Genomic DNA, 23,637 nt, shown 5'->3' on the forward strand with positions numbered 1-23,637 from the left:
TCTGTAGCTCAGTTGGTTAGAGCGCACCCCTGATAAGGGTGAGGTCGGCAGTTCGAATCTGCCCAGACCCACCAATTATGGGGCCATAGCTCAGCTGGGAGAGCGCCTGCCTTGCACGCAGGAGGTCAGCGGTTCGATCCCGCTTGGCTCCACCACTTTTGGTGCTCCATCGTTGTCAAAGCTTAGAAATGAGCATTCCATCGAGTGATGGTTGAATGCTGATTTCTGATCTTTTTCAGAATCGTTCTTTAAAAATTTGGGTATGTGATAGAAAGATAGACTGGACAGACACTTTCACTGGTGTAGGTTCAGGCTAAGGTAAAATTTGTGAGTTGCTCTTAGAGTAAATGCGAATTTTCGGCGAATGTCGTCTTCACAGTATAACCAGATTGCTTTGGGGTTATATGGTCAAGTGAAGAAGCGCATACGGTGGATGCCTTGGCAGTCAGAGGCGATGAAAGACGTGGTAGCCTGCGAAAAGCTTCGGGGAGTCGGCAAACAGACTGTGATCCGGAGATGTCCTGAATGGGGGAACCCAGCTGTCATAAGACAGTTATCTCATGCTGAATACATAGGCATGCGAGGCGAACCAGGGGAACTGAAACATCTAAGTACCCTGAGGAAAAGAAATCAACCGAGATTCCCTTAGTAGTGGCGAGCGAACGGGGACCAGCCCTTAAGTTGGTTTGAGATTAGCGGAACGCTCTGGAAAGTGCGGCCATAGTGGGTGATAGCCCTGTACGCGAAAATCTCTTGTCAATGAAATCGAGTAGGACGGGCACGAGAAACCTTGTCTGAATATGGGGGGACCATCCTCCAAGGCTAAATACTACTGACTGACCGATAGTGAACTAGTACCGTGAGGGAAAGGCGAAAAGAACCCCGGAGAGGGGAGTGAAATAGATCCTGAAACCGTATGCGTACAAGCAGTGGGAGCAGACTTCGTTCTGTGACTGCGTACCTTTTGTATAATGGGTCAGCGACTTATATTCAGTGGCGAGCTTAACCGAATAGGGGAGGCGTAGCGAAAGCGAGTCTTAATAGGGCGTTTAGTCGCTGGGTATAGACCCGAAACCGGGCGATCTATCCATGGGCAGGTTGAAGGTTAGGTAACACTGACTGGAGGACCGAACCGACTACCGTTGAAAAGTTAGCGGATGACCTGTGGATCGGAGTGAAAGGCTAATCAAGCTCGGAGATAGCTGGTTCTCCTCGAAAGCTATTTAGGTAGCGCCTCATGTATCACTGTAGGGGGTAGAGCACTGTTTCGGCTAGGGGGTCATCCCGACTTACCAAACCGATGCAAACTCCGAATACCTACAAGTGCCGAGCATGGGAGACACACGGCGGGTGCTAACGTCCGTCGTGAAAAGGGAAACAACCCAGACCGTCAGCTAAGGTCCCAAAATCCTGGTTAAGTGGGAAACGATGTGGGAAGGCTTAGACAGCTAGGAGGTTGGCTTAGAAGCAGCCACCCTTTAAAGAAAGCGTAATAGCTCACTAGTCGAGTCGGCCTGCGCGGAAGATGTAACGGGGCTCAAACCAGGTACCGAAGCTACGGGTATCACCTTCTGGTGATGCGGTAGAGGAGCGTTCTGTAAGCCTGTGAAGGTGAGTTGAGAAGCTTGCTGGAGGTATCAGAAGTGCGAATGCTGACATGAGTAACGACAATGGGTGTGAAAAACACCCACGCCGAAAGACCAAGGTTTCCTGCGCAACGTTAATCGACGCAGGGTTAGTCGGTCCCTAAGGCGAGGCTGAAAAGCGTAGTCGATGGAAAACAGGTTAATATTCCTGTACTTCTGGTTATTGCGATGGAGGGACGGAGAAGGCTAGGCCAGCTTGGCGTTGGTTGTCCAAGTTTAAGGTGGTAGGCTGAGATCTTAGGTAAATCCGGGATCTTAAGGCCGAGAGCTGATGACGAGTTGTCTTTTAGACGACGAAGTGGTTGATGCCATGCTTCCAAGAAAAGCTTCTAAGCTTCAGGTAACCAGGAACCGTACCCCAAACCGACACAGGTGGTTGGGTAGAGAATACCAAGGCGCTTGAGAGAACTCGGGTGAAGGAACTAGGCAAAATGGCACCGTAACTTCGGGAGAAGGTGCGCCGGTGAGGGTGAAGGACTTGCTCCGTAAGCTCATGCCGGTCGAAGATACCAGGCCGCTGCGACTGTTTATTAAAAACACAGCACTCTGCAAACACGAAAGTGGACGTATAGGGTGTGACGCCTGCCCGGTGCCGGAAGGTTAATTGATGGGGTTAGCGCAAGCGAAGCTCTTGATCGAAGCCCCGGTAAACGGCGGCCGTAACTATAACGGTCCTAAGGTAGCGAAATTCCTTGTCGGGTAAGTTCCGACCTGCACGAATGGCGTAACGATGGCGGCGCTGTCTCCACCCGAGACTCAGTGAAATTGAAATCGCTGTGAAGATGCAGTGTATCCGCGGCTAGACGGAAAGACCCCGTGAACCTTTACTATAGCTTTGCACTGGACTTTGAATTTGCTTGTGTAGGATAGGTGGGAGGCTTTGAAGCGTGGACGCCAGTCTGCGTGGAGCCAACCTTGAAATACCACCCTGGCAACTTTGAGGTTCTAACTCAGGTCCGTTATCCGGATCGAGGACAGTGTATGGTGGGTAGTTTGACTGGGGCGGTCTCCTCCTAAAGAGTAACGGAGGAGTACGAAGGTGCGCTCAGACCGGTCGGAAATCGGTCGTAGAGTATAAAGGCAAAAGCGCGCTTGACTGCGAGACAGACACGTCGAGCAGGTACGAAAGTAGGTCTTAGTGATCCGGTGGTTCTGTATGGAAGGGCCATCGCTCAACGGATAAAAGGTACTCCGGGGATAACAGGCTGATACCGCCCAAGAGTTCATATCGACGGCGGTGTTTGGCACCTCGATGTCGGCTCATCACATCCTGGGGCTGAAGCCGGTCCCAAGGGTATGGCTGTTCGCCATTTAAAGTGGTACGCGAGCTGGGTTTAGAACGTCGTGAGACAGTTCGGTCCCTATCTGCCGTGGACGTTTGAGATTTGAGAGGGGCTGCTCCTAGTACGAGAGGACCGGAGTGGACGAACCTCTGGTGTTCCGGTTGTCACGCCAGTGGCATTGCCGGGTAGCTATGTTCGGAAAAGATAACCGCTGAAAGCATCTAAGCGGGAAACTTGCCTCAAGATGAGATCTCACTGGAACCTTGAGTTCCCTGAAGGGCCGTCGAAGACTACGACGTTGATAGGTGGGGTGTGTAAGCGCTGTGAGGCGTTGAGCTAACCCATACTAATTGCCCGTGAGGCTTGACCATATAACACCCAAGCAATTTGCGTCGAACGACCAGATTGCGGTGACTGTGGAGATGACACGAACCGAAAGTTCGCAGCAAGACAACCCACAAAACATCACATACCCGATTCGCTGGAGTGCCTCCCAAAGGGCATTCCGGCTACAGAATTTCTTGACGACCATAGAGCATTGGAACCACCTGATCCCATCCCGAACTCAGCAGTGAAACGATGCATCGCCGATGGTAGTGTGGGGTTTCCCCATGTGAGAGTAGGTCATCGTCAAGATTCATTCCGAAACCCCTATCTGCGCGAGCAGGTAGGGGTTTTGTCTTTTACGCGACTTTTTAGGCCCAGGGCTTCGACAAGGCTTGTATGTCGTTGGGGCCGTGTTTCATAGCGTGGGCAATACCATTCCAGTACTGCTCCGTGATCGTCATGAAGTCGTAAAAGCCGTCTGCGAGTGCCGCGAATTCGTCGTCGTTTCTGCACTCGAGAGTGGCAGCGTGGATAGCCTGTATCTTGTGATCCTTTTCGGCATTGCCGATATGGATGTAGAAGTACTCGCAATGCTCGTGAAATTCATCATTGGAAGCGTAGAGGTGCTGGTAGTGCCGCACGCCCTCGTACAGGCGAGTAAGCATCGAAAACGCCAACCATTCCTGTGCCAACAATGTACCAAGTATGCGCTGGCACCCGCCGTCAACGGGGCGCTGGGAATACAGGGCTTGTTGCTCCTCGACGAACTGCCGAGTGCTTGGAAGAATCAGCTCATCGCTGAGTTTGGTTACTGGCCTATAAGCAACCGCCACTCGACTTAGTAGATCAGTCAGAAAATTCTCCAACAAATGGATGTGCGCTTTCTGCGGATGGCCGTAGCCATATTCTGAATACAGGTTCTTGGCAATTTCGACACGCGCGCACAGGTTGTCGGTGTGCAGCAGCGACAATGCGATCATCGTCGAAGTTTGTGAAGTTCTTACAAAATAATTCTTGGCAAATATAGCCAATTCGTCGAAAGGCAGCGGTGCCGTCAGCCAGCGTTCATAGAATGCGTTATTCAGAGCGCCGTGCTGGTGCACAGAGGTGGCGAGCTTTGTGATCTCTTCATAATAACCGGACATGCGCAGCTCCTTGTTTGTAACTTGGTGCTTCGAAGTTGTCGTTTGGTTTTTGCTGTTGGCTTGGCAGTAGCAGTAGAATCCATGGGCACGGGGGCTCACACAACCAACAATAAATGAATCAATGATTCACCTGAGGTGTATATGGATATTTCGCAATTGCGCATGCTTACTGCTATCTACAAAGGCGGAAGCATCGTCAAGGCCGCCAAGTCAGTGCATTGCGTTCCATCGAATGTGACTGCGCGCATGAAGGCTTTGGAAGCCGAAGTGGGATGTTGCCTGTTGAATCGACGCGAGAAGGGCGTTGAATTGAGCGCGGCGGGTAAACATTTGTTGATCCACGCGGAAAAGGTGCTCGAGGCATTTGCCGAAGCCCAGGCATGTTTCGATGATACTCAAAAGCTCAGTGGCACATTGCGGGTAGGAGGAATCGATTCTTTTGTAAGTACGCGCCTGCCGGCTATTGCTTCGGCATTCGAGCGTGATTATCCCCAGGTCGTCTTGGAAATAACGACCAATACGTGGCCGGAACTTGTAGAGAACGTTTTGGATGGAAAACTCGACATTGCCGTGGTTGCGGTGGACATGGCCAATCCCAAACTCAGCAGTATGAAAATATCAGGTGAACAACTGGTGCTGGTCTATCCGCAGGAGTGGTCGCACTACGGGCCCTTGGATTTGAACGATAGAAAGCTGCTGGCGTGGCCTGAAGGGTGTCCGTTTCACGCCGTGGCCCAGGCTTGGTGCAAGGAGTCATTGCAGGGTGTTGAGTTGGTGATATGTGGGAGTTGGGGAGGCATTATGACGTGTGTCGAGCAGGGCATTGGCATGGCGGTGGTTCCCAAGGGTGTCTACGATAACCACCGGGCGCTGGGAAATATCTCCGTCTGCGAGACACTTGTGTTCGACGAAGTGGACCAGTTCCTGTTGACCCATAAACGCACGGGTGGACATCCGGTCAGAGACGGGTTTGCGCAGATGGTGTGCAATGCATCCGTACACTCGATTTGAATGCACGGATGGGTTGGCAGCGTACGTAACAGAAGGCGATTAACTCGGTACCCTGCAAGAGGGTTATCCGTTATTCAGGCATTGAAATCCACGGCTACGGTTGGCAGCGCCTGGATCCTGACCCCGAAGCTCTTGATGCTCGACAAGGTCGCGGTATGGTGAGCAATGATTTGCGCGGCGTCGGCATGAGCCTTGGACTGTGTGGTGTGAGCATCGCTTACCAGTGTGATCTCATAACCCAAACCTGCAGCACGGCGGATGGTAGTGTCTACACAGAACTCGGTCGCATAGCCGCACACCACCAGGTGCGAAATATCAGCCTGTTGCAGCAACGCTTGCAGATCGGTCCTGAGAAAAGAGTCAGGGGTGGTCTTGCTGACGTAGTGATCGGTAGCGGCGGTGATGAGACGGTGATCGAGTGCCCAGGTTTCACTGCCTCGCACAAGAAATTCGCCAGTGGCGAGTTCGTGCTGGACGAAAATCACAGGGATGTTTGCGGATCTGGCCGCCGCTGTCAGTGTGTTGATGCGTTCGATCACTTCGTGAGCGAAGGCAGGAGCCGGGTCCGCCTGGAACAGGCCTTGTTGTACGTCGATGACGACTAGCGCTTTCACAGAGTTCAGGTCCTTTGAGTGGAATGAGAGATGTCGTGCGTACGGGAGGATTAAGTCGCAGTGCGGCGGATCGCTCTACCAAGCCACCAGTGGGCTCCTGTACCCAGTGCTGCTGACAAGATAGCCAGCATCAGTATCACTTGTTGCGTGCCCAAAGGCACGGCCAACAGGGCGACGAGTAAACCCGCCGCCGGTTGCGACAGGTTATTGAGCAAGGTGATCACCCCGACCGTCTTGCCGAAGTCCTGAGGAGGAATGACCCGCTGGCGAATGCTGCGCATGTAGACGTTGAACATCTTGTCGAAGCCGACTATCAATAAAAACCCCAGTACATAGCCGGCCAGGTTCGGACTGATCGCACAGACCAAACCACCTGCAGCGATCATGATGTATGACACACCGCCCAGCACTTTCAAGGAAATGGTGACTCGGGCAAGCAACAGAAGTATCGCGATGGTGGCTACGGCACCCGCCGCTTGCAGTCCGGCATAAGTGTTCTTGTCCGCGTTGAAGCTGCCAATCACCATGGCCGCTGAAGTGGCTGCCGTCACGCCAACGATCAGATTCACCCCGACGGCCAAGGTAATGACTTTTCGTAATTCAGGTGTGGTACGGATATGCCCGATGGCGATTCGAAAAGGTTGCAGCCACGCGCCTTGATCCTGGGCGAATGTTTCTATGGTTATCCGACTGAGCCGTTGCCAGAGCAGCATGCTTGCGTCGGCCAGCAGAAATACTCCAGCGACACAGAGCACGACCCAGTGCCATGCCCAGACTTCCAACATCAGTGCAGCGACCAGCGGGCCTAATACCATGCCGGTCTGATCGGCAATTTGGGAGTAGGAGAGGGTCTTGGTGTAGCTGTAGTGATGGAACACGCGGGGCATCAGTACTTCGCGAGCCATGACGCCCTGGGTTGTCAGCACGCCACACAGCGCCGACAACACGACCAGCCATGCGATGCCACCGAACACTATAAACAGAATGACCGCCAGCACACACAGTAGAACCCTGTAGATCTGGCTGATGTGGAGAATCCGGACGGGCGAGAATCGATCGCACAATGCGCCACAGATAGGAAACGCCAGAAACCTGGGTAGTGATTCCACGAAAAATGCCATGCCGGCCCATGCTGCACTTTGGGTCGCCTGGAAGACTACCAGCGGTACGATGAATAATAGAATCTGGTCAGCAAGACGTGAAAGGAACAATGAGACGAAGAATGCGAGGTAGTCCTTTCGCATGGTAGGGTCCTTTATGCTTCCAAGCAGGCTTTGAAAAGGGCGAAACACCGTCGTGCATTACACAACCGCTGACATCGAATTGATAGATACAGATAGCGTGGCTAGATTGAACAGTCCCGTCGTTTTTGAAAAGGCGTCAGGTCTTTTCTCTACCGGCATGAGTGCCCGCGATGATTGAACCAAACGCTTCCACACTCTTCATGGGCTGGGATGTCGGCGGCTGGAATTGCGACCGGAACCCGGCTAGTCGCGATGCTCTGGTCGTTCTGGATGCTGAGCGCCGGCTAGTCGGTAAACCCTGGCGCGGCAATCTACGGCGGACGATCAACGAAGCCAGCTCCACGGAGCAGTTCGTTCATGGACTGTTGAAGCTTTGTGGAATAGATAGTGCGGCGCACCAGGCACCACGCCTGCTTATGGGCATCGACACCCCACTTGGCTTCTCCAAGCCCTTCATTGACCTCATCACTTGCGGCGTTACCGTGCCCACTGTCGGCGAGTCTTCCACCAACCCCTACCTGCATCGTCGTACCGAGCATTTTCTGTTCGAGCGAGGGCTGTATCCGTTGTCGCCGATCAAGGACATGATCGGCAGCCAAGCTACCAAGGGCATGCACGTGCTGGGGCGATTCGCGCCCATTCGGGAAGCCTGTGGCGTATGGACGGACGGGCAGATGCTGCGGGCGATTGAGGCGTATCCGTCGGCGTGCAAACGGTCGGCGTCTATCGAGGCCTTGCGAGCGCCTTTCTATCTGAACGGGGCGAGTATGCCAGGGCTCGAACACATCGATGCGCAAGATGCGCTGACCTGCGCGTTGGTGGCGTGGGCGTTCGAGCATAGACCGCATTTGCTGGCTCGGCCGACGGCGGATATCGATCCGGTAGAAGGTTGGATATTTGTGCCGGAGGATGGATTGCGGGCGGTGGGACCACTGGATTAGGCGTACAGCTGACCCGCAGGTATCTTTGCCTATCAGGCTGATAGGCTCTTCCAATTTAGCCACGCCGGTGGTTGCCGTTACCCTCGCGGTTTCTCCAGAACATAAGAAGCGTGAGGGATTCACTATGAAAATCAGAACCTTATCAGGATATGCGGTCACGGCACTGGCCGTCAGCCTGTCTTGGTCATCCGCTTTTGCAGATACCTTGACCCGCGACAACGGCGCCGTCGTCGGCGACAACCAGAACTCGCAGACGGCCGGACCCAACGGGCCGGCGCTGCTTCAAGACGTGCAGCTGTTGCAGAAACTTCAGCGCTTCGACCGCGAACGTATTCCAGAGCGCGTGGTGCATGCCCGTGGTACGGGTGTACATGGCGAGTTCGTCGCTTCCAGCAACATCGGTGAATTGACCAAGGCCAAGGTGTTCACACCGGGGACCCACACGCCGGTGTTCGTGCGCTTCTCGTCGGTGGTTCACGGCAACCATTCGCCGGAAACGCTGCGTGACCCCCGCGGTTTTGCGACCAAGTTCTATACGGCGGACGGCAACTGGGATCTGGTCGGCAATAACTTTCCGACCTTCTTCATTCGTGACGCGATCAAGTTTCCAGACATGGTCCACGCGTTCAAACCCGACCCCCGTACCAACCTTGACGACGATTCGCGTCGTTTCGACTTCTTCTCCCATGTGCCGGAAGCGACCCGCACGCTCACGCTGCTGTACTCCAATGAAGGCACTCCCGCGGGTTATCGCTTCATGGACGGCAATGGCGTGCACGCCTACAAGTTCGTCAACGCCAAGGGCGAAGTGCACTACGTGAAGTTTCACTGGAAGAGCCTGCAAGGTCTGAAGAACCTGGACCCGGACCAGGTCGTGCAAACCCAGGGTAAAGACTACGCGCACATGACCCACGATCTGGTCACCGCAATCAACAAGGGCGATTTCCCGAAGTGGGACTTGTACATCCAGGTGCTCAAGCCTGAAGACCTGGCCAAGTTCGCATTCGACCCGCTGGACGCGACCAAGATCTGGCCTGACGTACCGGAGCAGAAGATCGGGCAGATGGTGCTGAACAAGAACGTCGACAACTTCTTCCAGGAAACCGAACAGGTCGCCATGGCGCCTTCCAATGTGGTGCCGGGGATCGAGCCATCGGAAGACCGTCTCCTGCAAGGCCGTGTGTTCTCGTACGCTGATACCCAGATGTACCGCCTGGGCGCCAACGGGATGAGCCTGCCGATCAACCGTCCGCGCGTCGCCGTCAACAACGGCAACCAGGATGGCGCCTTGAACAGCGGACATACCACCGGTGGGGTGAACTATGAACCGAGCCGTCTTGCACCGCGCCCGAGCGACGACAGCGCGCGTTACAGCCAAACGGCTTTGAGCGGTACTACCCAGCAGGCGAAGATTCAGCGCGAGCAGAACTTCAAACAGGCGGGCGACTTGTACCGCTCCTATTCGCCCAAGGAGCAGCAGGACCTGATCAACAGCTTCGGCGGTTCTTTGGCTGACACGGATACCGAGAGCAAAAACATCATGCTGTCGTATCTGTACAAAGCCGATCCGGCCTACGGCACAGGCGTGACCAAAGTTGCCAAAGGCGACTTGGAGAAGGTCAAGCAGTTGGCCGCCAAGCTTCAGGACTGATGCATCCGATCACCGTCCGTATAACAGCGGTCGGTGATCTTCAGGAGCAAAACCTCATGCGATATTTCATTCCCTGGATCTGCTCGGCGATGATGCTTTCAACAGCTGCTTTGGCCGATGACACACCGCCCCCCGATACCCGCCAGCAACTTCGTGAACTGTACTTCGACGCCGCACGTTCGGGCAGCACCGACCGTTTGGGCGCGTTCATCGAAGCGCATTATGACTTGGACACCCGCGATGAAAGTGGCTACACCGCATTGATTCTGGCGGCTTATCACGGCCAGGCGGCGGCTGTGGAGCAATTGCTGGCGGCCGGGGCGAATCCGTGCAGCCAGGATAAGCGTGGGAACACTGCGCTGATGGGGGCTATTTTTAAAGGTGAAGTGAGCATTGCCCATAGATTGCTCAAGGCAGACTGCGCGACGGATGAACGAAATAACTCGGGGCAGACGGCGGCGATGTATGCGGCGTTGTTTCAGCGCAAGGATATTCTCGAGGCGTTGGCGGCGAAGGGGGCGGATCTGGAGGCGCGGGATGATAGGGGGAATGATGCTCGGTCGCTGGGGGAGGGGCGGTTTAGTTCAGGCCCCTTGCGTTGAGCGCCCGACGACAAAGAAATGAATAGGTGAATGGGATGGAAGCGGGCAGCGAGAGGCAGACTTTTTCGCTCTTTGGCTTTTAGCCATAGCGCGTAAAGTCGTTCCTATCCCGAGTCAAAAGCTGCATTAGCTTGGGATGAGTAAACAGCTTCTCTTTACCTACCTGCACTTCCTGCAGAATGCCGATACTCACGAGATCCTTGAGGTAGCGTGAAGCAGCCTGTCGCTGGGCAATCTGCTTGTCGATGACATTACCAATGCGGCAGTAAGGCTGTTCGAAAATCACATCGACCAATTCGCGAGAATAGATTTTTGGCAGCTGCTCCCGAACATATTGGCTGGTGTGCTCTGCCAAGCTGCGGATAGCGTTGATTTTCGCCGTGGTCCATTCGGCAGTCTCTTTGACGGCTGTAAGCATGAGTGTTATCCACGGCTCCCAGGCTTGGTTGCGGGTAACATCGAGCAGCAGGCGATAGTAGTCCGCGCGATGGGCAATGATGTAATGGCTGAGGTAGAGAATCGGCAGATTCAACAGCCCCTCCTGGATCAGAAACAGCGTATTGAGGACGCGTCCTGTGCGGCCGTTACCATCGGTAAAGGGATGGATCGCTTCAAACTGATAATGCCCGACAGCCATTCGCACCAATGGGTCGAGATCGGTCTCGTAATGCAGGAAGCGCTCCCAATTCGCGAGCATGTCGCGTATGCGCTCTTCGCCATCTGGCGGTGTGTAGATGATTTCGCCGGTTCGATCATTTGCCAACTGCACACCGGGCACCCGTCGTATGCCCATGTCCACGCCCTTTAGCGTGCTGCATATCTCTACTGCGGTGTTAGTGGAGAGTGGGCGCTCGGCCAATGACTGAAAGCCCTGATGCAGCGCTTTGCGATAACGCAGCGCTTCCTTCGTAGCAGGGTCTGCATGGTTGGCCGTGTCATGAGCATGCTGAAAGAGCAGATCTGTTGTAGTCACGATGCTTTCTATTTCTGAGCTGTCTTTGGCTTCGAGCAACGGAATGGTGTTGATCAACACGGTCTGATTGGGGATGAGCTCTGCCGCTTGCTTCAACTCAGCCAGAGCGCTGCGTGCTTGGATGCAGAGTTTGAGCACCGCGCGCGGTTCCAGCTCGACGGCAGGTGGTAATGCCCCAAGCTGGTTATGGGGTTTGTCGGGTCGCCAGAGCAGAGAAGAGTCGATCATAAGCGTTGTAGCCTGGGCCTGTTTGTGGTGGTTCAACGTAGCGTGCACCTACACGCGCGCCGCTATTGCGGTCCGAGTGTATGCATAAGAGCGGGTCATGTCGCTATTTTTGGATTTTAGCGACACGTCCCGCAGTTATGTCGCTGGCAGCGACATGTTCCAGAAACGTGTCGCTGAAACGCGGTTTCATCGACATGATAATGCAGCACGCGTTTGAAAGCGTTTTTCAGTGACATGTTGGTAGGCTGAAAGTGGTGCTGCGTAGCTACACAGCCCAAAAACTCACTGTTGAGCAGGCGGGTGGCTTACATGAACACCGTGCAGACACCTTCCACCAGCCGACAGGCGCCGACGATCCACCCTTCATGTGATCGATTTCTTCGCTGTCCAAGAGCACTAACAAATCCCGCATCCGCATCCAGCTCTCGTCCTGTCAGTGCAACAGACTCACCAGCCGAAGCTGGAACGGTGCTGGCTGAAGCCGTGAGTACTGCGTTCAGTGCAGGAGTAACAGTGGCCAATGGCTTTGTGTCGGTTTTTTTTCGGTAAATTTTTTCACAAAAAAGGTCGCCCATGGGCGACCTTCGTTTTGCGGGAATCCAGCTTAAATTTCAATCCCAGCTCAACGCCCCACCCGTCTGATACTCAATAACCCGTGTCTCAAAAAAGTTCTTCTCCTTCTTCAAGTCCATGATCTCGCTCATCCATGGGAACGGGTTCGTGGTACCTGGGTATTCCTCTTTCAAGCCAATCTGCGACAAGCGACGGTTGGCGATGAACTTGAGGTAGTCCTCCATCATTGCCGCGTTCATGCCCAGCACGCCGCGAGGCATGGTGTCGCGGGCGTATTCGATTTCCAGCTGGGTGCCTTGCAGGATCATCTGCGAGGCTTCTTCCTTGAGTTCGGCGTCCCACAGGTGTGGGTTTTCGATCTTGATCTGGTTGATCACGTCGATGCCGAAGTTCAGGTGCATGGATTCGTCGCGCAGGATGTATTGGAACTGCTCGGCGACGCCGGTCATCTTGTTGCGGCGGCCCATGGAGAGGATCTGGGTGAAGCCGCAATAGAAGAAGATACCTTCGAGTACGCAGTAGTAGCCGATCAGGTTGCGCAGCAGCTCTTTGTCGGTTTCGACGGTGCCGGTGTTGAATTCCGGATCGGAGATGGCGCGGGTGTACTTGAGGCCCCAGGCGGCTTTTTTAGCGACCGATGGGATCTCGTGGTACATGTTGAAGATTTCGCCTTCGTCCATGCCCAGGGATTCGATGCAGTACTGGTAGGCGTGGGTGTGGATCGCTTCTTCGAAGGCCTGGCGCAGGATGTACTGGCGGCACTCCGGGTTGGTGATCAGGCGGTACACGGCCAGGGCCAGGTTGTTGGCGACCAGGGAGTCGGCGGTGCTGAAGAAGCCCAGGTTGCGCATGACGATGCGGCGTTCGTCGTCGGTCAGGCCTTCCGGGTTTTTCCAGAGGGCGATGTCGGCGTTCATGTTGACTTCTTGCGGCATCCAGTGGTTTGCGCAACCGTCCAGGTACTTCTGCCAGGCCCAGTCGTACTTGAAGGGGACGAGTTGGTTGAGGTCGGCGCGGCAGTTGATCATGCGCTTTTCGTCGACGGCAACGCGGGCGGCGGAGCCTTCGAGCTCGGCCAGGCCTTCGGCGATGTCGAGTTTGTTCAGGGCGGCCTTGGCGCGAGCTACGGCAGCGGAGTCGCTGGCGTGGGCGGCGCGGGCTTCCTGGGCGGCGGCACCGCCGGCGCTGTCGAGTTTGTCCATGGCAGCTTCGCTGGCGTGGCCGGCGTTGGCGCCTTTGGCGGGTTCGGCTGCGTCTTCTTTGTCGAATTCGTCCCAGCTCAGCATGGGGGAGGCTCCTGCTCGAGGCCGCTTGTGGCGGCTGATGAATTTGGAAATCTGATTGCCGGGGTTGCGCGGTGCAACCTGGCGTTACGTGCGTGTTGCGGTGCCGGGTCCAGGCTTTTTCAGCGTGGTGCCACAGCGTGGGCTATCAACGATCCGGTCGGAACGCGCTGAGAGACTCGCTTCGCGGTCGGGCTTCGGTCGATGGACTCGGGCCGGCTTCGATGTCGCGATGGGTCATGTCTCAGGTCCTTGAAGTGGGCGGCGATTATAGGGTTTTTTGCTTGCTCGTGTTCACGCGAGGACACAAAAAAACCGGCAAAACTCGTATTTTCACGATCAGGAAGCGCGACCTGCGCTTTTGATCAAAAAGAACGTACGAAACCCAGGAAATCGCCTATATGGTGGTTTCCGTAAGAAGTGGACACAGGATATAGGCTTCGGTTCGGGTTGCAAACCCGACCTGCTGTTCATAAAACAGCCAGGTTTTGGAAAGAAAGGGCGCAAGTCCTTACCCAGCTTGGCTTCCGCGAAATGCAAGCCTTCAAGATTTTTTTATGGTTCTGTGAAGGAGTCGATGAGTGGCAGGATGGCGAGTGCGGCGGTGTTTGTTTCACCGGCCATTCGCCTGTTCCAGGCCTGACCTTATTTTCGTGCGGTGATCACCGCACGCATCGGCGCTGGCAGGCCTTCGATGGTTTTGCTGTGGTCGTCCGGGTCGAGGAAGTCGCTCAGCGACTGGAACTTCATCCATTCGGTACCACGTTGCTCGGCCACGGTGGTGATGCTCACGTCCACGCATTTCACATCCGTGAAGCCGGCGCGGCGCAGCCACAGTTCCAGGGCGGGCACGGAGGGCAGGAACCAGACGTTGCGCATCTGTGCGTAGCGATCTTCCGGTACCAAGACCTGGTGCACGTCGCCGGGGACTACAAGGGTTTCCAAGACCAGTTCGCCGCCTTTGACCAGGCAGTCCTTGAGCGCCAGCAGATGCTCGATGGGGGAGCGGCGGTGGTAGAACACGCCCATTGAGAACACGGTGTCGAAGCCTTCCAGGCCCGCGGGAAGGTCTTCCAGTGCGAAGGGCAAATGCCAAGCGGGCAGGTCGGGCAGGTAACGCTGCACCGCCTGGAACTGGCAGAAGAACAGCCAGTTGGGATCGACGCCGATGACGCTGTCGGCACCGGCACCGAGCATTCGCCATTGGTAGTAGCCGTTGCCGCAGCCGACGTCGAGAACCCGCTTACCGCGCAGGTCGAGGTGCGGGGAGACGCGCTCCCATTTCCAGTCCGAGCGCCATTCGGTGTCGACGTGGACGCCGAACAGGTCGAACGGGCCTTTGCGCCAGGGTGACAGGCCCATGAGGGCTGCGCGCATCTGGTCGTGGGTGGCGGCGTTGTCTTTGCAGTCCAGGCGCAAGCCGTTGACCAGGTCGATGTCACAGGCGGTAACCGGGGGCAAGGCATCGAGGGCGCTCTGCCAGCGTTGCAGGTCGCCGTGACCTTTTTCCATCTTGGTGTCGAGCTGGGCTTGCAGGCCATTGGCCCAGTTGGCCAGCGGGGTGTTGGCCAGGCGGCGGACGAGCGGGGAAAGGTCAATCATGGCAGGGCGATCATCGAGGCGAAGTTGAGGCATTGGAACCAAGGCACGACCTTGCTGAAGCCAGCGGCGAGCAGTCGGTCGCGGTTTTCTTCGAGGCTGTCGGGTTTCATGACGTTTTCGATGGCGCTGCGTTTCTGCGCTATTTCCAGGTCGCTGTAGCCGTTGGCGCGTTTGAAGGCGATGTGCAGGTCGGTGAGCAGGTCGTGTTGTTGGTCGTCTTCGAAGCGCAGTTTTTCCGAGAGGATCAGTGCGCCGCCGGGCACCAGGGCCTGGTGGATGCAGGTGAGCAGTTCCAGGCGCTGGGCCGGAGGGATGAACTGCAGGGTGAAGTTGAGTGCGATAACCGACGCCGGTTTGAAGTCCAGGGCCAGGATGTCGCCCTTGATGACGGTGACCGGAAGCAGCTCCTGGAACATGGAGTTCTGCGCGTTGAGGTATTCGCGGCAGCGCTCGACCATGGCTTGGGAGTTGTCGATGGCGATCACCTGGCAGCCTTCGGTGCGCACGTGCCGGCGCAGGGCCTGGGTGACGGCGCCCAGGGAGCTGCCCAAGTCGTAGAGGGTGGTGTTGGGCTGGGCGAATTGCGCCGCGAGCACGCCGAGGTTTTCCACGATGGTGGGGTAGCCGGGCACCGAGCGTTTGATCATGTCCGGGAACACGCGCACCACGTCTTCGTTGAAGGCGAAGTCGGGGACCTGGCTCAGGGGCTGGGCGAACAGGCGGTCGGGCTCTTTGGTCACAGGGCGATCCAGGCGGTTGCGGGAAAACGGGGCGGCATTTTAGCGGATGTGGGGCGGGGGTGCATTTTTTGTGGGATGTGCGGTGTGGCAGATGGACCGAGGTGGCTGGTTCGCGGCCGATGACCGCTCCTACGGGTTACTTGACGGTGATGTCGCAGCTGAAGGTTTGGGCGGGCGGGACTTCCGGAGCCCAGGGTTGCTGCAGCACCAGCATCAGGTGGCCGGCGCCTGGAGTGCGTGCCTGGAAGCGCCAGGTGGATTGGCCGGCGGCGCCTATTACTCCTGTTTCCTGGGAGCTGCTGTAGACCTCCGGGCCCAGGCTGCGCAGGACGCTCGCACCGGGGTTTTGCAGCAGCCAGCGGTAGCCGGTGCTGGGGTTGGTGGGCAGTTGCAGGGTGATGGTCTGGCCGACGCTGAGTGACATCGGGCACTGGCTTGGGTTTTCCAGTTCGATGTTATGCCGCGGCTGCTGGGCGCAGGCGGTGAGCAAGGTAAGGCTGGCAGGCAGTATCAGGCGGACGACGGACATGGTGGCTCCGAACGGACGGGGATGGGGCAAGCATAACCCAGTTCATCGAACGCGCAGGTACGCGGGTTGTTTGTATGGGGACCGTGGTGTGTCCGTGAGGGCAGTGGTGCAGCCGGACGCGGCTCGCGCCGCTGCTACAGGGATCGCAGTGTGCCCGACGGCCGTTGTAGCCGCGTCAGGGCGCACCGCGGTGCATTGGGTAAGCCCGTTGTAGCAGCGGCGCGAGCCGCGTCCGGGCGCACCTCGTCAGTTCAGGTGCACCGCATGGATCGTCGGCGCGGGTTGCGCCGCCGCTGCCTCAGAACAGGATCTTGGCGACGTCGGCGAAGCGTTTGGCGAAATGTACCGTGATGCCTTGTTTGAGGTAATCCGGCAGTTCTTCGAAGTTGCCGCGATTCGGCTCGGGCAAAATCAATTCCATGATCTTCTGGCGCCGCGCGGCGATGACTTTTTCGCGCACGCCGCCAATCGGCAGCACGTGCCCGGTGAGGGTCAGTTCGCCGGTCATGGCCACACCCTTCTTCGGCGCCTGGTCGCGAGCCAGGGACAGCAGCGCGCTGGCCATGGTCACACCTGCACTCGGGCCGTCCTTGGGCGTGGCGCCTTCGGGTACATGCAAGTGCACGAAAGCCTCGTCGAAGAACTTGGAATCGGCGCCAAACTGCGCAAGGTTGGAACTGACGTAGCTGTAGGCAATTTCCGCCGACTCCTTCATCACCTCGCCCAGTTGCCCGGTCAGTTTGAAGCCGCGGTTCAAGGTGTGGATACGCGTGGCTTCGATCGGCAAGGTCGCGCCGCCCATGCTGGTCCAGGCCAGCCCGGTGATCACGCCCTTGCCCGACAGCACCTGCTCGCTGCGGAATACCGGCATCCCCAGGGAGGCTTCAAGATCCTTGGGCACCAGTTTGATCGGAACATCAGGTTTGTCGATCAACTGCACCACTGCCTTGCGCACCAGTTTGCCCAGCTGTTTCTCCAACTGGCGCACGCCAGCCTCGCGGGCGTAGCCTTCGATGACGGTACGCAGGGCGCTGTCGCTGATGGTCAGGCGGTTCTTGTCGACACCGGCCTTGGCCAACTGCTTGGGCCACAGGTGACGCTTGGCGATGGCCATTTTCTCTTCGGTGATATAGCCGGACAGGCGAATCACTTCCATGCGGTCGAGCAGCGGGCCGGGGATTGAGTCCAGGGTGTTGGCGGTACATACGAAAAGCACCTTGGACAGGTCCAGGCGCAGATCCAGATAATGGTCGAGGAAGTCGACGTTCTGTTCCGGGTCCAGGGTTTCCAGCAGCGCCGACGCCGGGTCGCCCTGGAAGCTCTGGCCCATCTTGTCGATCTCGTCGAGCATGATCACCGGGTTCATCACCTCGACATCCTTGAGCGCCTGCACCAGCTTGCCCGGCTGGGCGCCGATGTAGGTGCGGCGGTGGCCCTTGATTTCGGCCTCGTCGCGCATGCCGCCGACGCTGAAGCGATAGAACGGTCGACCCAAGGACTCGGCGATGGACTTGCCAACGCTGGTCTTGCCCACGCCCGGCGGGCCCACCAGCAGCACGATGGAGCCGCTGATCTCACCTTTATAGGCGCCCACGGCGAGGAATTCGATGATGCGCGTCTTGATGTCGTCGAGGCCGGCATGGTGCTGGTCGAGCACCTTGCGCGCGTGCTTGAGATCCAGCTTGTCCTTGCCGTACACGCCCCACGGCAGGGCGGTGGCCCAGTCCAGGTAGTTGCGCGTCACGGCGTATTCAGGCGAACCGGTTTCCAGAATCGACAGTTTCTGCATTTCCTCGTCGATGCGCTTCTGCGCCGCCGGGGGCAGGGTCTTGTCTTGCAGACGCTGCTGGAACTGCTCGACGTCGGCGCTGCGATCGTCCTTGGTCAGGCCCAGTTCCTGCTGGATGACCTTGAGTTGTTCCTTGAGGAAGAACTCGCGCTGGTGCTCGCCGATTTTCTTGTTCACCTCGGCGGAGATTTCTTTCTGCAGCCGTGCGACTTCGACTTCCTTGCGCAGCATCGGCAGGACTTTTTCCATGCGCTTGAGCATCGGCACGCAGTCGAGCACCGCTTGCAGCTCGTTTCCCGTGGCCGAGGTCAGTGCGGCGGCGAAGTCGGTCAGCGGCGACGGGTCGTTGGGGCTGAAGCGGTTGAGGTAGTTCTTCAGCTCTTCGCTGTACAGCGGATTGAGCGGCAGCAGCTCCTTGATGGCGTTGATCAGCGCCATGCCGTAGGCCTTGACCTCGTCGGTGGGCTCGATGGGCTGCTGCGGGTATTCGACTTCCACCAGGTAGGGCGGACGGTGGTGCTTGAGCCAGGTGCGGATGCGCACGCGCGACAGACCTTGCGCGACGAACTGCAGCTTGCCGTTTTCGCGGCTGGCGTGGTGGATCTTCACCAGGGTGCCGTACAGCGGCAGGCTGGAGGTATCGAAATGACGGTGGTCGTCGGGCGGGGTGTCCATGAAGAACAGCGCCAGCGAGTGGTGTTCGGTGTTGGCGACCAGGTCGAGGGTTTCCGCCCACGGCTCTTCGTTGACGATGACCGGCAGCACCTGCGCGGGGAAGAACGGACGGTTGTGGATCGGGATGACGTAGACCTTGTCCGGCAGGTTCTGCCCAGGCAGGGCCAGTTCGGTGCTGGAGTGGGTCGAGTGCTCGATGTGCTCGTTGTCCAGATGTTCGGACGGATTCTCGTTGGATTCCTGCTGGTCGCTCATGGGGCACCTGCGTCAATGACTATGCTGCTTAGATGGGGCAGGGCACGACTGGTTTCAATGGCGGCACTGAAGCTTTGCGGCGGGCGGCCGATAAGGCTGTTACCGGGTTTGTACCCAAGGCAGGCCGTACGGCACGGCAGGCGACATTTTTATTGGTCAGGTAGATTCCATGCTCAGGTTTGCCACCTTGTTCAGCAGTCTCGTGTTCAGCACGTGGGTCGGCGCTGCTTCCTTCGAGGCGCGTATCGCCCAGGCCGACGGCAAGCCGCTGGCCGACGCGGTGTTCAGCCTGTCCGGGGGGGCGGCTGCAGCCGGTTCCCGGCAAGCCACGGCGATCATGGACCAGCGAGCGCAGAAATACATGCCGCACGTGCTGGCCGTGGCCACAGGCACGTCCGTTGCCTTCCCCAACAACGACAATATTCGCCACCAAGTGTATTCGTTTTCACCGGCCAAGCGTTTCGAACTGCGGCTCTATGAAGGCACGCCGAGCACACCGGAATTGTTCGACAAGCCTGGGGTTGTGGTCCTGGGTTGCAACATTCACGACTGGATGCTTGGCTATATCTATGTCACCGACGATCCCTGGTTCGCCGTCAGCGACGAACAGGGGCGCGTACGTTTCGATCAGTTGCCCGCAGGCCGCTACCACGTGAGCCTGTGGCATCCGCGCAGTCTGGATGCGCAAGTACAACCAGGAGGGGAGATCGACATGACGGCTACGGCCATGACCCAGAGCTACACCTTGACGGTCGAGGCAGCGGCAGACGACGCGGCACAGGAGCCGGCGACCAGCGCATTCAGCGATGCATTCAAAAAGGCTGCCGGTGAAGCTGCGCAATAGTTTCCAGGCGCGTATCGCCTGCGTCCTCATTCTGCTGCTGTCGGTGGTGGTTGGCGCGTTGACGATTGCCGTCAAGGTGGCCACCAACGACGCCGTGCGCGCGCAGGCTCGCGAGCAACTGCAGGTGGGTACGCGGGTGTTCGAGCGCTTGCTGGATGTGCGCGGTCGCCGCCTGCGCGACGGCGTGCAGTTGCTGGCTGCCGACTTCGGTTTCCGCGATGCCGTGTCCAGCGGCGATTCCGCCACCATCCGCTCGGCCTTGCAGAACCAGGGTGCGCGCATCGGCGCCACCGACATGTTCGTGCTGGGCATGGACGGCCGGGTTTTGGCCAGCACCGTGGACAAGGTGCCCACCGGGAGCCTGTTTCGCTACGACACGGCGCTGCGCGAAGTACGCCGCACCAGCCAATCGATGCTGTTCGTACCGTTGCAGGGGTTGCCGCACCTGCTGGTCGAGGCGCCCGTGCTGGCGCCACTGCCGATCGCTCGGGTAGTCATGGGCTTCAGCATGGACGTGACCCTGGCCCAGGAGCTGCATTCGCTGACCAACCTGCAGGTGTCCTTCCTGACCACCGAGGCAGGCAACGTCGGCGAGCTGGTCAGCACCCAGCCGGCAGAGCTGGCCGGCAGCATCGCTCAGTGGATGATCGTCAACGAGTCGGCGGCGCAACGCATTTCGCTGTCCGAACACGACGAGCGCACTTACCTCAGCCAGCCCTTGCTGCTGGCGAGCAGCGGCGGTGCAGAGGGCGGGCGGGTGATGGCGCTGCTGCAAAGCCCGCTGGACGAAGCCATGCGCGCGTTCGTGGCGCTGGACCGCAACATCCTCGGCATCGCTTTCGCCGCATTGCTGGCCTCGCTGGTGGGCGCGCTGTTGCTGGCGCGCAGTGTGTCACTGCCGTTGCAAAGCCTGGCCAGGGCGGCAGGGCGCATCGGCCATGGCGATTACCAAACCGATCTGCCGCTGGATCGCACCGATGAGCTGGGGGTACTGGCTCAGGCCATCGGTCGCATGCAGGGCGGGATCGCCGAGCGCGAGCAGCAACTGGCCCACAATGCCTTGCATGATGCGCTGACCGGGTTGCCCAACCGCACCCTGGCCATGGAGCGACTGGGCAGCGCGATTGCCGCCGAACGACCGATTGCCCTGCTGTACATCGGTATCGACAATTTGCGTGAGCTCAGCGAAAGCGGCGGGCCGACATTCGTCGACAAGCTGCTCCAGCAAGTGGCGCAAACCCTGCTGGAGCTGGTGCGGCCCGGGGACACGGTAGCGCACCTGATCACCGACGAATTTCTTCTGCTGCTGGAAAACCTCGACAGCGACAGCGCTGTAGCGGTCGCCGACAAACTGCAGCAGGTGTTGCTGCAACCTCACCGTTTCGGCGGCCACGACGTTGCGATCGACTGCCGCATCGGCATCGCGGCCTTTCCCACCGACGGCCTGAGCGCCGAAGAGCTGCTGGCGCGTTCGGCGATTGCCATGAAGGATGCTGCCGACATGCCAGGCCGCTTGCAGGTGTACCAGCACGGCCGCGACCTGGCGCACCAGCGTCAGGTACGGCTGATCCGCGACCTGCGCCGTGCGGCTGCGAACAACGAACTGTCGCTGCATTACCAGCCCAAGCTGGATCTGCGCGACAAGCAGGTACGCCAGGCCGAAGCCTTGCTGCGTTGGCAGCACCCGCAGTTGGGCAATGTCTCGCCCGGCGAATTCATCGAGCTGGCGGAGCGCACCGGCAGTATCCAGACGCTGACCCGGTGGGTCATCGAGGAAGGCATTAGGCAGTTGAGCGAATGGAACGCGCTCGGCCTGGTGGTGCAGCTGTCGCTGAACATCTCGGCAGACGACCTGCTCGGCGCCGACCTGCACGAGCGTGTGCTGCGCCTGCTCGACCTGCACGACGTACCGGCCGAGCAACTGATTTTCGAGATCACCGAAAGCGCCATCATGCGTGAGCCCGAGAAAGCGTTGAAGGTGCTGCACAGCCTGCGCGCCTGCGGCATCAGCCTGTCGGTCGACGACTTCGGCACCGGTTATTCGTCCCTGGCCCACCTCAAGCGCTTGCCGGTGCAGGAACTGAAGATCGATCAGTCGTTCGTGCGCAACCTCGACGAGACCAGCGAGGATGCGGTGATCGTGCGTTCCACCATCGAAATGAGCCACAACCTGGGCCTCAAGGTGGTGGCCGAGGGCGTCGAGTACGAACACAGCCTGCGCCTGCTCGAACGCTGGAACTGCGACACCGCCCAGGGCTATCTGATCAGCCGGCCGTTGACCGCTGCCGCTTTCGAAGCCTGGATGCAGCCACCTTTGCCCACTTCCACTGCCGTGGTTCATTGAAGTCATGATGCGAAAAGCTATGTTGTTGTGCTCGCTGGCCCTGTGTTGGCAGCCCTTGCTGCAGGCCAACGAAGGCCGTCTGTTGGCGACTGGCGGTGCCAGCAGTGTCGACGGCGGCGCCGGCGGGGGGATCACGCCGTGGGCGGTGCTCTCGGGTTACGGCGAGCAGGGTGAGTGGGGTGCTACGGCGTTCGCCACGCGTGTTGACCTGCCGGACTACCGCCTCGACGTGGTGGGCATGGCCGCCAGCTACGATAATCGCATCGAGTTCTCCTATGCCCGGCAACGCTTCGACCTCGGCTCGCTCGTACACAAGCTGGGGCTGCCCGAAGACAGCCTCAGCCAGGATGTGTTCGGGGTGAAAGTGCGCCTGTTCGGCGACCTGATCTACGACCAGCTGCCGCAAGTTGCGCTGGGCCTGGCCTACAAGCGGCAAAAAGACTTTCTCATCCCCAGCCTGATCGGCGCCCAACGTGACGAAGACGTCGAGGGCTACCTGACGGCCAGCCGTTTGTTCATGGGTGCGGCGTTTGGCTACAACCTGCTGGTCAATGGCGGCGTGCGCTACAGCCGTGCCAACGAACTGGGCCTGCTGGGTTTCGGCGGCGATCGGCGCGATAGCCGTAGCCTGTTGAAAGAAGGGTCGGTGGCCGTGCTCTTCAACCCGCGCTGGGCGTTGGGCGTGGAGTATCGCGAGAAGCCGGATAACCTGTCGTTCGCCGGCGAAAGCGATTGGGCCGACGTGTTCCTGGGGTACTTCCCCAACAAGCACCTGGCGATCGTGCTGGCCTATGCGCGCCTGGGCGAAATTGCCACGCTGGACAACCAGAACGGTACCTACCTGTCCGTGCAAGGGAGTTTCTGACATGCGCATCCATATGCTGGGCATGGCCCTTTTGTTGAGCGCTTGCGCGGGCCATCAGCAGCCGGCCAGGGACGACAGTTTGTACCAGGCGCTGGGCGGCAAGCCGGGGATCAGTCGAATCGTGGAGGGGATGTTGCTCAACGTGGCGCGAGACGAGCGGATCGTCGCGCACTTTCACAACGTCAACATCGAATTGCTGCGGGTGCAATTGATCGACAAGTTTTGCGTCGAGGCGGGCGGGCCCTGCCAGTATACCGGGGACGACATGGTGGAAGCGCACAAGGGACAGTACATCAGTCGCAGCGAGTTCAATGCGCTGGTGGAGGATTTGATCAAGGCCATGGAGGCCCAAGGTGTGCCGGTGCCGGCGCAAAACCGACTGCTGGCCAGGCTGGCGGCGCAGCGGGGCGAGGTGATCGAGAAGTAGGGCTAGCATCCAAGTAGCAAAAAAAACGGCTCCCGAAGGAGCCGTT

18 protein-coding genes, 1 tRNA gene and 2 rRNA genes are annotated in these 23,637 nt (G+C 58.3%); 11 read left to right on the plus strand and 10 right to left on the minus strand.

Annotated features, from left to right (window positions below; genetic code table 11):
- The first annotated feature begins 79 nt into the window (after positions 1-79).
- From LT40_RS00010 to rrf, 3 genes are all read left to right on the plus strand, one after another.
- Positions 80-155 (plus strand) — tRNA-Ala (locus tag LT40_RS00010).
- Positions 156-406: 251 nt separating this feature from the next.
- Positions 407-3,300: ribosomal RNA gene (locus LT40_RS00015) — 23S ribosomal RNA — on the plus strand.
- 149 nt (positions 3,301-3,449) lie between these two features.
- Positions 3,450-3,565: ribosomal RNA gene (rrf, locus tag LT40_RS00020) — 5S ribosomal RNA — on the plus strand.
- Between the two features lie 59 nt (positions 3,566-3,624).
- Here rrf and LT40_RS00025 read toward each other — a convergent pair.
- Complete coding sequence (locus LT40_RS00025) at positions 3,625-4,401, minus strand: iron-containing redox enzyme family protein (RefSeq protein ID WP_043184919.1); 777 nt, start codon at positions 4,399-4,401, stop codon at positions 3,625-3,627.
- Positions 4,402-4,542: 141 nt separating this feature from the next.
- Here LT40_RS00025 and LT40_RS00030 point away from each other — a divergent pair, with 141 nt between their 5' ends.
- Entirely contained in the window at positions 4,543-5,412 is an 870-nt protein-coding gene (locus LT40_RS00030) for a LysR family transcriptional regulator (protein ID WP_052393132.1), read from the plus strand.
- Positions 5,413-5,486: 74 nt separating this feature from the next.
- On the opposite strand, the gene LT40_RS00035 is transcribed toward LT40_RS00030, so the two are convergent.
- Together LT40_RS00035 and LT40_RS00040 are read right to left on the minus strand one after the other, a co-directional pair.
- Positions 5,487-6,026: a cysteine hydrolase family protein gene (locus LT40_RS00035; RefSeq protein ID WP_043184922.1), complete on the minus strand. Its 540-nt coding sequence runs from the start codon at positions 6,024-6,026 to the stop codon at positions 5,487-5,489.
- A 50-nt stretch (positions 6,027-6,076) separates the two neighbouring features.
- A complete protein-coding gene (locus LT40_RS00040) occupies positions 6,077-7,270 on the minus strand; it encodes an MFS transporter (RefSeq protein WP_043184925.1) in 1,194 nt (397 codons plus the stop codon).
- 170 nt (positions 7,271-7,440) lie between these two features.
- On the opposite strand from LT40_RS00040, the gene LT40_RS00045 reads away from it, so the two are divergent.
- The 3 genes from LT40_RS00045 to LT40_RS00055 all read left to right on the plus strand — a co-directional run bounded on the left by LT40_RS00045 (position 7,441) and on the right by LT40_RS00055 (position 10,464).
- Positions 7,441-8,211, plus strand: coding sequence for a hypothetical protein (locus tag LT40_RS00045; protein WP_043184928.1), 771 nt, complete (start codon positions 7,441-7,443; stop codon positions 8,209-8,211).
- A gap of 124 nt (positions 8,212-8,335) precedes the next feature.
- A complete protein-coding gene (gene katB, locus LT40_RS00050) occupies positions 8,336-9,862 on the plus strand; it encodes a catalase KatB (protein ID WP_084139691.1) in 1,527 nt (508 codons plus the stop codon).
- A gap of 56 nt (positions 9,863-9,918) precedes the next feature.
- Positions 9,919-10,464, plus strand: a complete 546-nt coding sequence (locus tag LT40_RS00055) for an ankyrin repeat domain-containing protein (RefSeq protein ID WP_043193176.1) — start codon at positions 9,919-9,921, stop codon at positions 10,462-10,464.
- 79 nt (positions 10,465-10,543) lie between these two features.
- Here the strand turns inward: LT40_RS00055 and fic are convergent, their stop codons facing one another.
- From fic to lon, 7 genes are all read right to left on the minus strand, one after another.
- Positions 10,544-11,665 carry a protein adenylyltransferase Fic gene (fic, locus tag LT40_RS00060; protein ID WP_043184929.1) on the minus strand — a complete coding sequence of 374 codons (1,122 nt, stop codon included), beginning with the start codon at positions 11,663-11,665 and terminating at the stop codon, positions 10,544-10,546.
- A gap of 305 nt (positions 11,666-11,970) precedes the next feature.
- The gene (locus tag LT40_RS21495; RefSeq protein WP_148308490.1) at positions 11,971-12,240 is read right to left on the minus strand and encodes a hypothetical protein; all 270 of its coding nucleotides are present in this window, start codon (positions 12,238-12,240) and stop codon (positions 11,971-11,973) included.
- Between the two features lie 36 nt (positions 12,241-12,276).
- The gene (locus LT40_RS00065) at positions 12,277-13,524 is read right to left on the minus strand and encodes a ribonucleotide-diphosphate reductase subunit beta (RefSeq protein ID WP_043184931.1); all 1,248 of its coding nucleotides are present in this window, start codon (positions 13,522-13,524) and stop codon (positions 12,277-12,279) included.
- A gap of 642 nt (positions 13,525-14,166) precedes the next feature.
- The gene (gene cmoB / locus LT40_RS00070) at positions 14,167-15,123 is read right to left on the minus strand and encodes a tRNA 5-methoxyuridine(34)/uridine 5-oxyacetic acid(34) synthase CmoB (RefSeq protein ID WP_043184934.1); all 957 of its coding nucleotides are present in this window, start codon (positions 15,121-15,123) and stop codon (positions 14,167-14,169) included.
- On the minus strand, positions 15,120-15,863 hold the full coding sequence (gene cmoA, locus LT40_RS00075; protein ID WP_043184937.1) for a carboxy-S-adenosyl-L-methionine synthase CmoA: 744 nt from the start codon (positions 15,861-15,863) through the stop codon (positions 15,120-15,122). The genes cmoB and cmoA overlap by 4 nt, the downstream gene beginning before the upstream one ends.
- 136 nt (positions 15,864-15,999) lie before the next feature.
- Positions 16,000-16,392: a protease inhibitor I42 family protein gene (locus LT40_RS00080; RefSeq protein WP_043184939.1), complete on the minus strand. Its 393-nt coding sequence runs from the start codon at positions 16,390-16,392 to the stop codon at positions 16,000-16,002.
- 298 nt (positions 16,393-16,690) lie between these two features.
- Complete coding sequence (gene lon, locus LT40_RS00085) at positions 16,691-19,111, minus strand: endopeptidase La (protein ID WP_043184943.1); 2,421 nt, start codon at positions 19,109-19,111, stop codon at positions 16,691-16,693.
- 169 nt (positions 19,112-19,280) lie between these two features.
- Here lon and LT40_RS00090 point away from each other — a divergent pair, with 169 nt between their 5' ends.
- From LT40_RS00090 to LT40_RS00105, 4 genes are read left to right on the plus strand one after another with little or no spacing between them, the layout of a single operon-like run.
- The gene (locus tag LT40_RS00090) at positions 19,281-19,955 is read left to right on the plus strand and encodes a methylamine utilization protein (RefSeq protein ID WP_052393134.1); all 675 of its coding nucleotides are present in this window, start codon (positions 19,281-19,283) and stop codon (positions 19,953-19,955) included.
- Complete coding sequence (locus tag LT40_RS00095) at positions 19,939-22,299, plus strand: putative bifunctional diguanylate cyclase/phosphodiesterase (protein ID WP_043184947.1); 2,361 nt, start codon at positions 19,939-19,941, stop codon at positions 22,297-22,299. Before LT40_RS00090 ends, LT40_RS00095 begins: the two co-directional genes overlap by 17 nt.
- 19 nt (positions 22,300-22,318) lie before the next feature.
- Positions 22,319-23,164: a DUF3034 family protein gene (locus LT40_RS00100; RefSeq protein ID WP_052393141.1), complete on the plus strand. Its 846-nt coding sequence runs from the start codon at positions 22,319-22,321 to the stop codon at positions 23,162-23,164.
- A 1-nt stretch (position 23,165) separates the two neighbouring features.
- Complete coding sequence (locus LT40_RS00105; RefSeq protein ID WP_043184949.1) at positions 23,166-23,591, plus strand: group I truncated hemoglobin; 426 nt, start codon at positions 23,166-23,168, stop codon at positions 23,589-23,591.
- Positions 23,592-23,637 lie beyond the last annotated feature (46 nt).

This window comes from Pseudomonas rhizosphaerae, assembly GCF_000761155.1.
Classification (GTDB): Bacteria; Pseudomonadota; Gammaproteobacteria; order Pseudomonadales; family Pseudomonadaceae; genus Aquipseudomonas; species Aquipseudomonas rhizosphaerae.

What these genes read in the sequence shown, in the direction of transcription:
- LT40_RS00025 (WP_043184919.1), bottom strand. Translation starts at nt 4,401, where the DNA reads ATGTCCGGTTATTATGAAGAGATCACAAAGCTCGCCACCTCTGTGCAC.
- LT40_RS00030 (WP_052393132.1), top strand. Translation starts at nt 4,543, where the DNA reads ATGGATATTTCGCAATTGCGCATGCTTACTGCTATCTACAAAGGCGGA.
- LT40_RS00040 (WP_043184925.1), bottom strand. Translation starts at nt 7,270, where the DNA reads ATGCGAAAGGACTACCTCGCATTCTTCGTCTCATTGTTCCTTTCACGT.
- LT40_RS00045 (WP_043184928.1), top strand. Translation starts at nt 7,441, where the DNA reads ATGATTGAACCAAACGCTTCCACACTCTTCATGGGCTGGGATGTCGGC.
- katB (WP_084139691.1), top strand. Translation starts at nt 8,336, where the DNA reads ATGAAAATCAGAACCTTATCAGGATATGCGGTCACGGCACTGGCCGTC.
- LT40_RS00055 (WP_043193176.1), top strand. Translation starts at nt 9,919, where the DNA reads ATGCGATATTTCATTCCCTGGATCTGCTCGGCGATGATGCTTTCAACA.
- fic (WP_043184929.1), bottom strand. Translation starts at nt 11,665, where the DNA reads ATGATCGACTCTTCTCTGCTCTGGCGACCCGACAAACCCCATAACCAG.
- LT40_RS21495 (WP_148308490.1), bottom strand. Translation starts at nt 12,240, where the DNA reads ATGGGCGACCTTTTTTGTGAAAAAATTTACCGAAAAAAAACCGACACA.
- LT40_RS00065 (WP_043184931.1), bottom strand. Translation starts at nt 13,524, where the DNA reads ATGCTGAGCTGGGACGAATTCGACAAAGAAGACGCAGCCGAACCCGCC.
- cmoB (WP_043184934.1), bottom strand. Translation starts at nt 15,123, where the DNA reads ATGATTGACCTTTCCCCGCTCGTCCGCCGCCTGGCCAACACCCCGCTG.
- LT40_RS00080 (WP_043184939.1), bottom strand. Translation starts at nt 16,392, where the DNA reads ATGTCCGTCGTCCGCCTGATACTGCCTGCCAGCCTTACCTTGCTCACC.
- lon (WP_043184943.1), bottom strand. Translation starts at nt 19,111, where the DNA reads ATGAGCGACCAGCAGGAATCCAACGAGAATCCGTCCGAACATCTGGAC.
- LT40_RS00090 (WP_052393134.1), top strand. Translation starts at nt 19,281, where the DNA reads ATGCTCAGGTTTGCCACCTTGTTCAGCAGTCTCGTGTTCAGCACGTGG.
- LT40_RS00100 (WP_052393141.1), top strand. Translation starts at nt 22,319, where the DNA reads ATGTTGTTGTGCTCGCTGGCCCTGTGTTGGCAGCCCTTGCTGCAGGCC.
- LT40_RS00105 (WP_043184949.1), top strand. Translation starts at nt 23,166, where the DNA reads ATGCGCATCCATATGCTGGGCATGGCCCTTTTGTTGAGCGCTTGCGCG.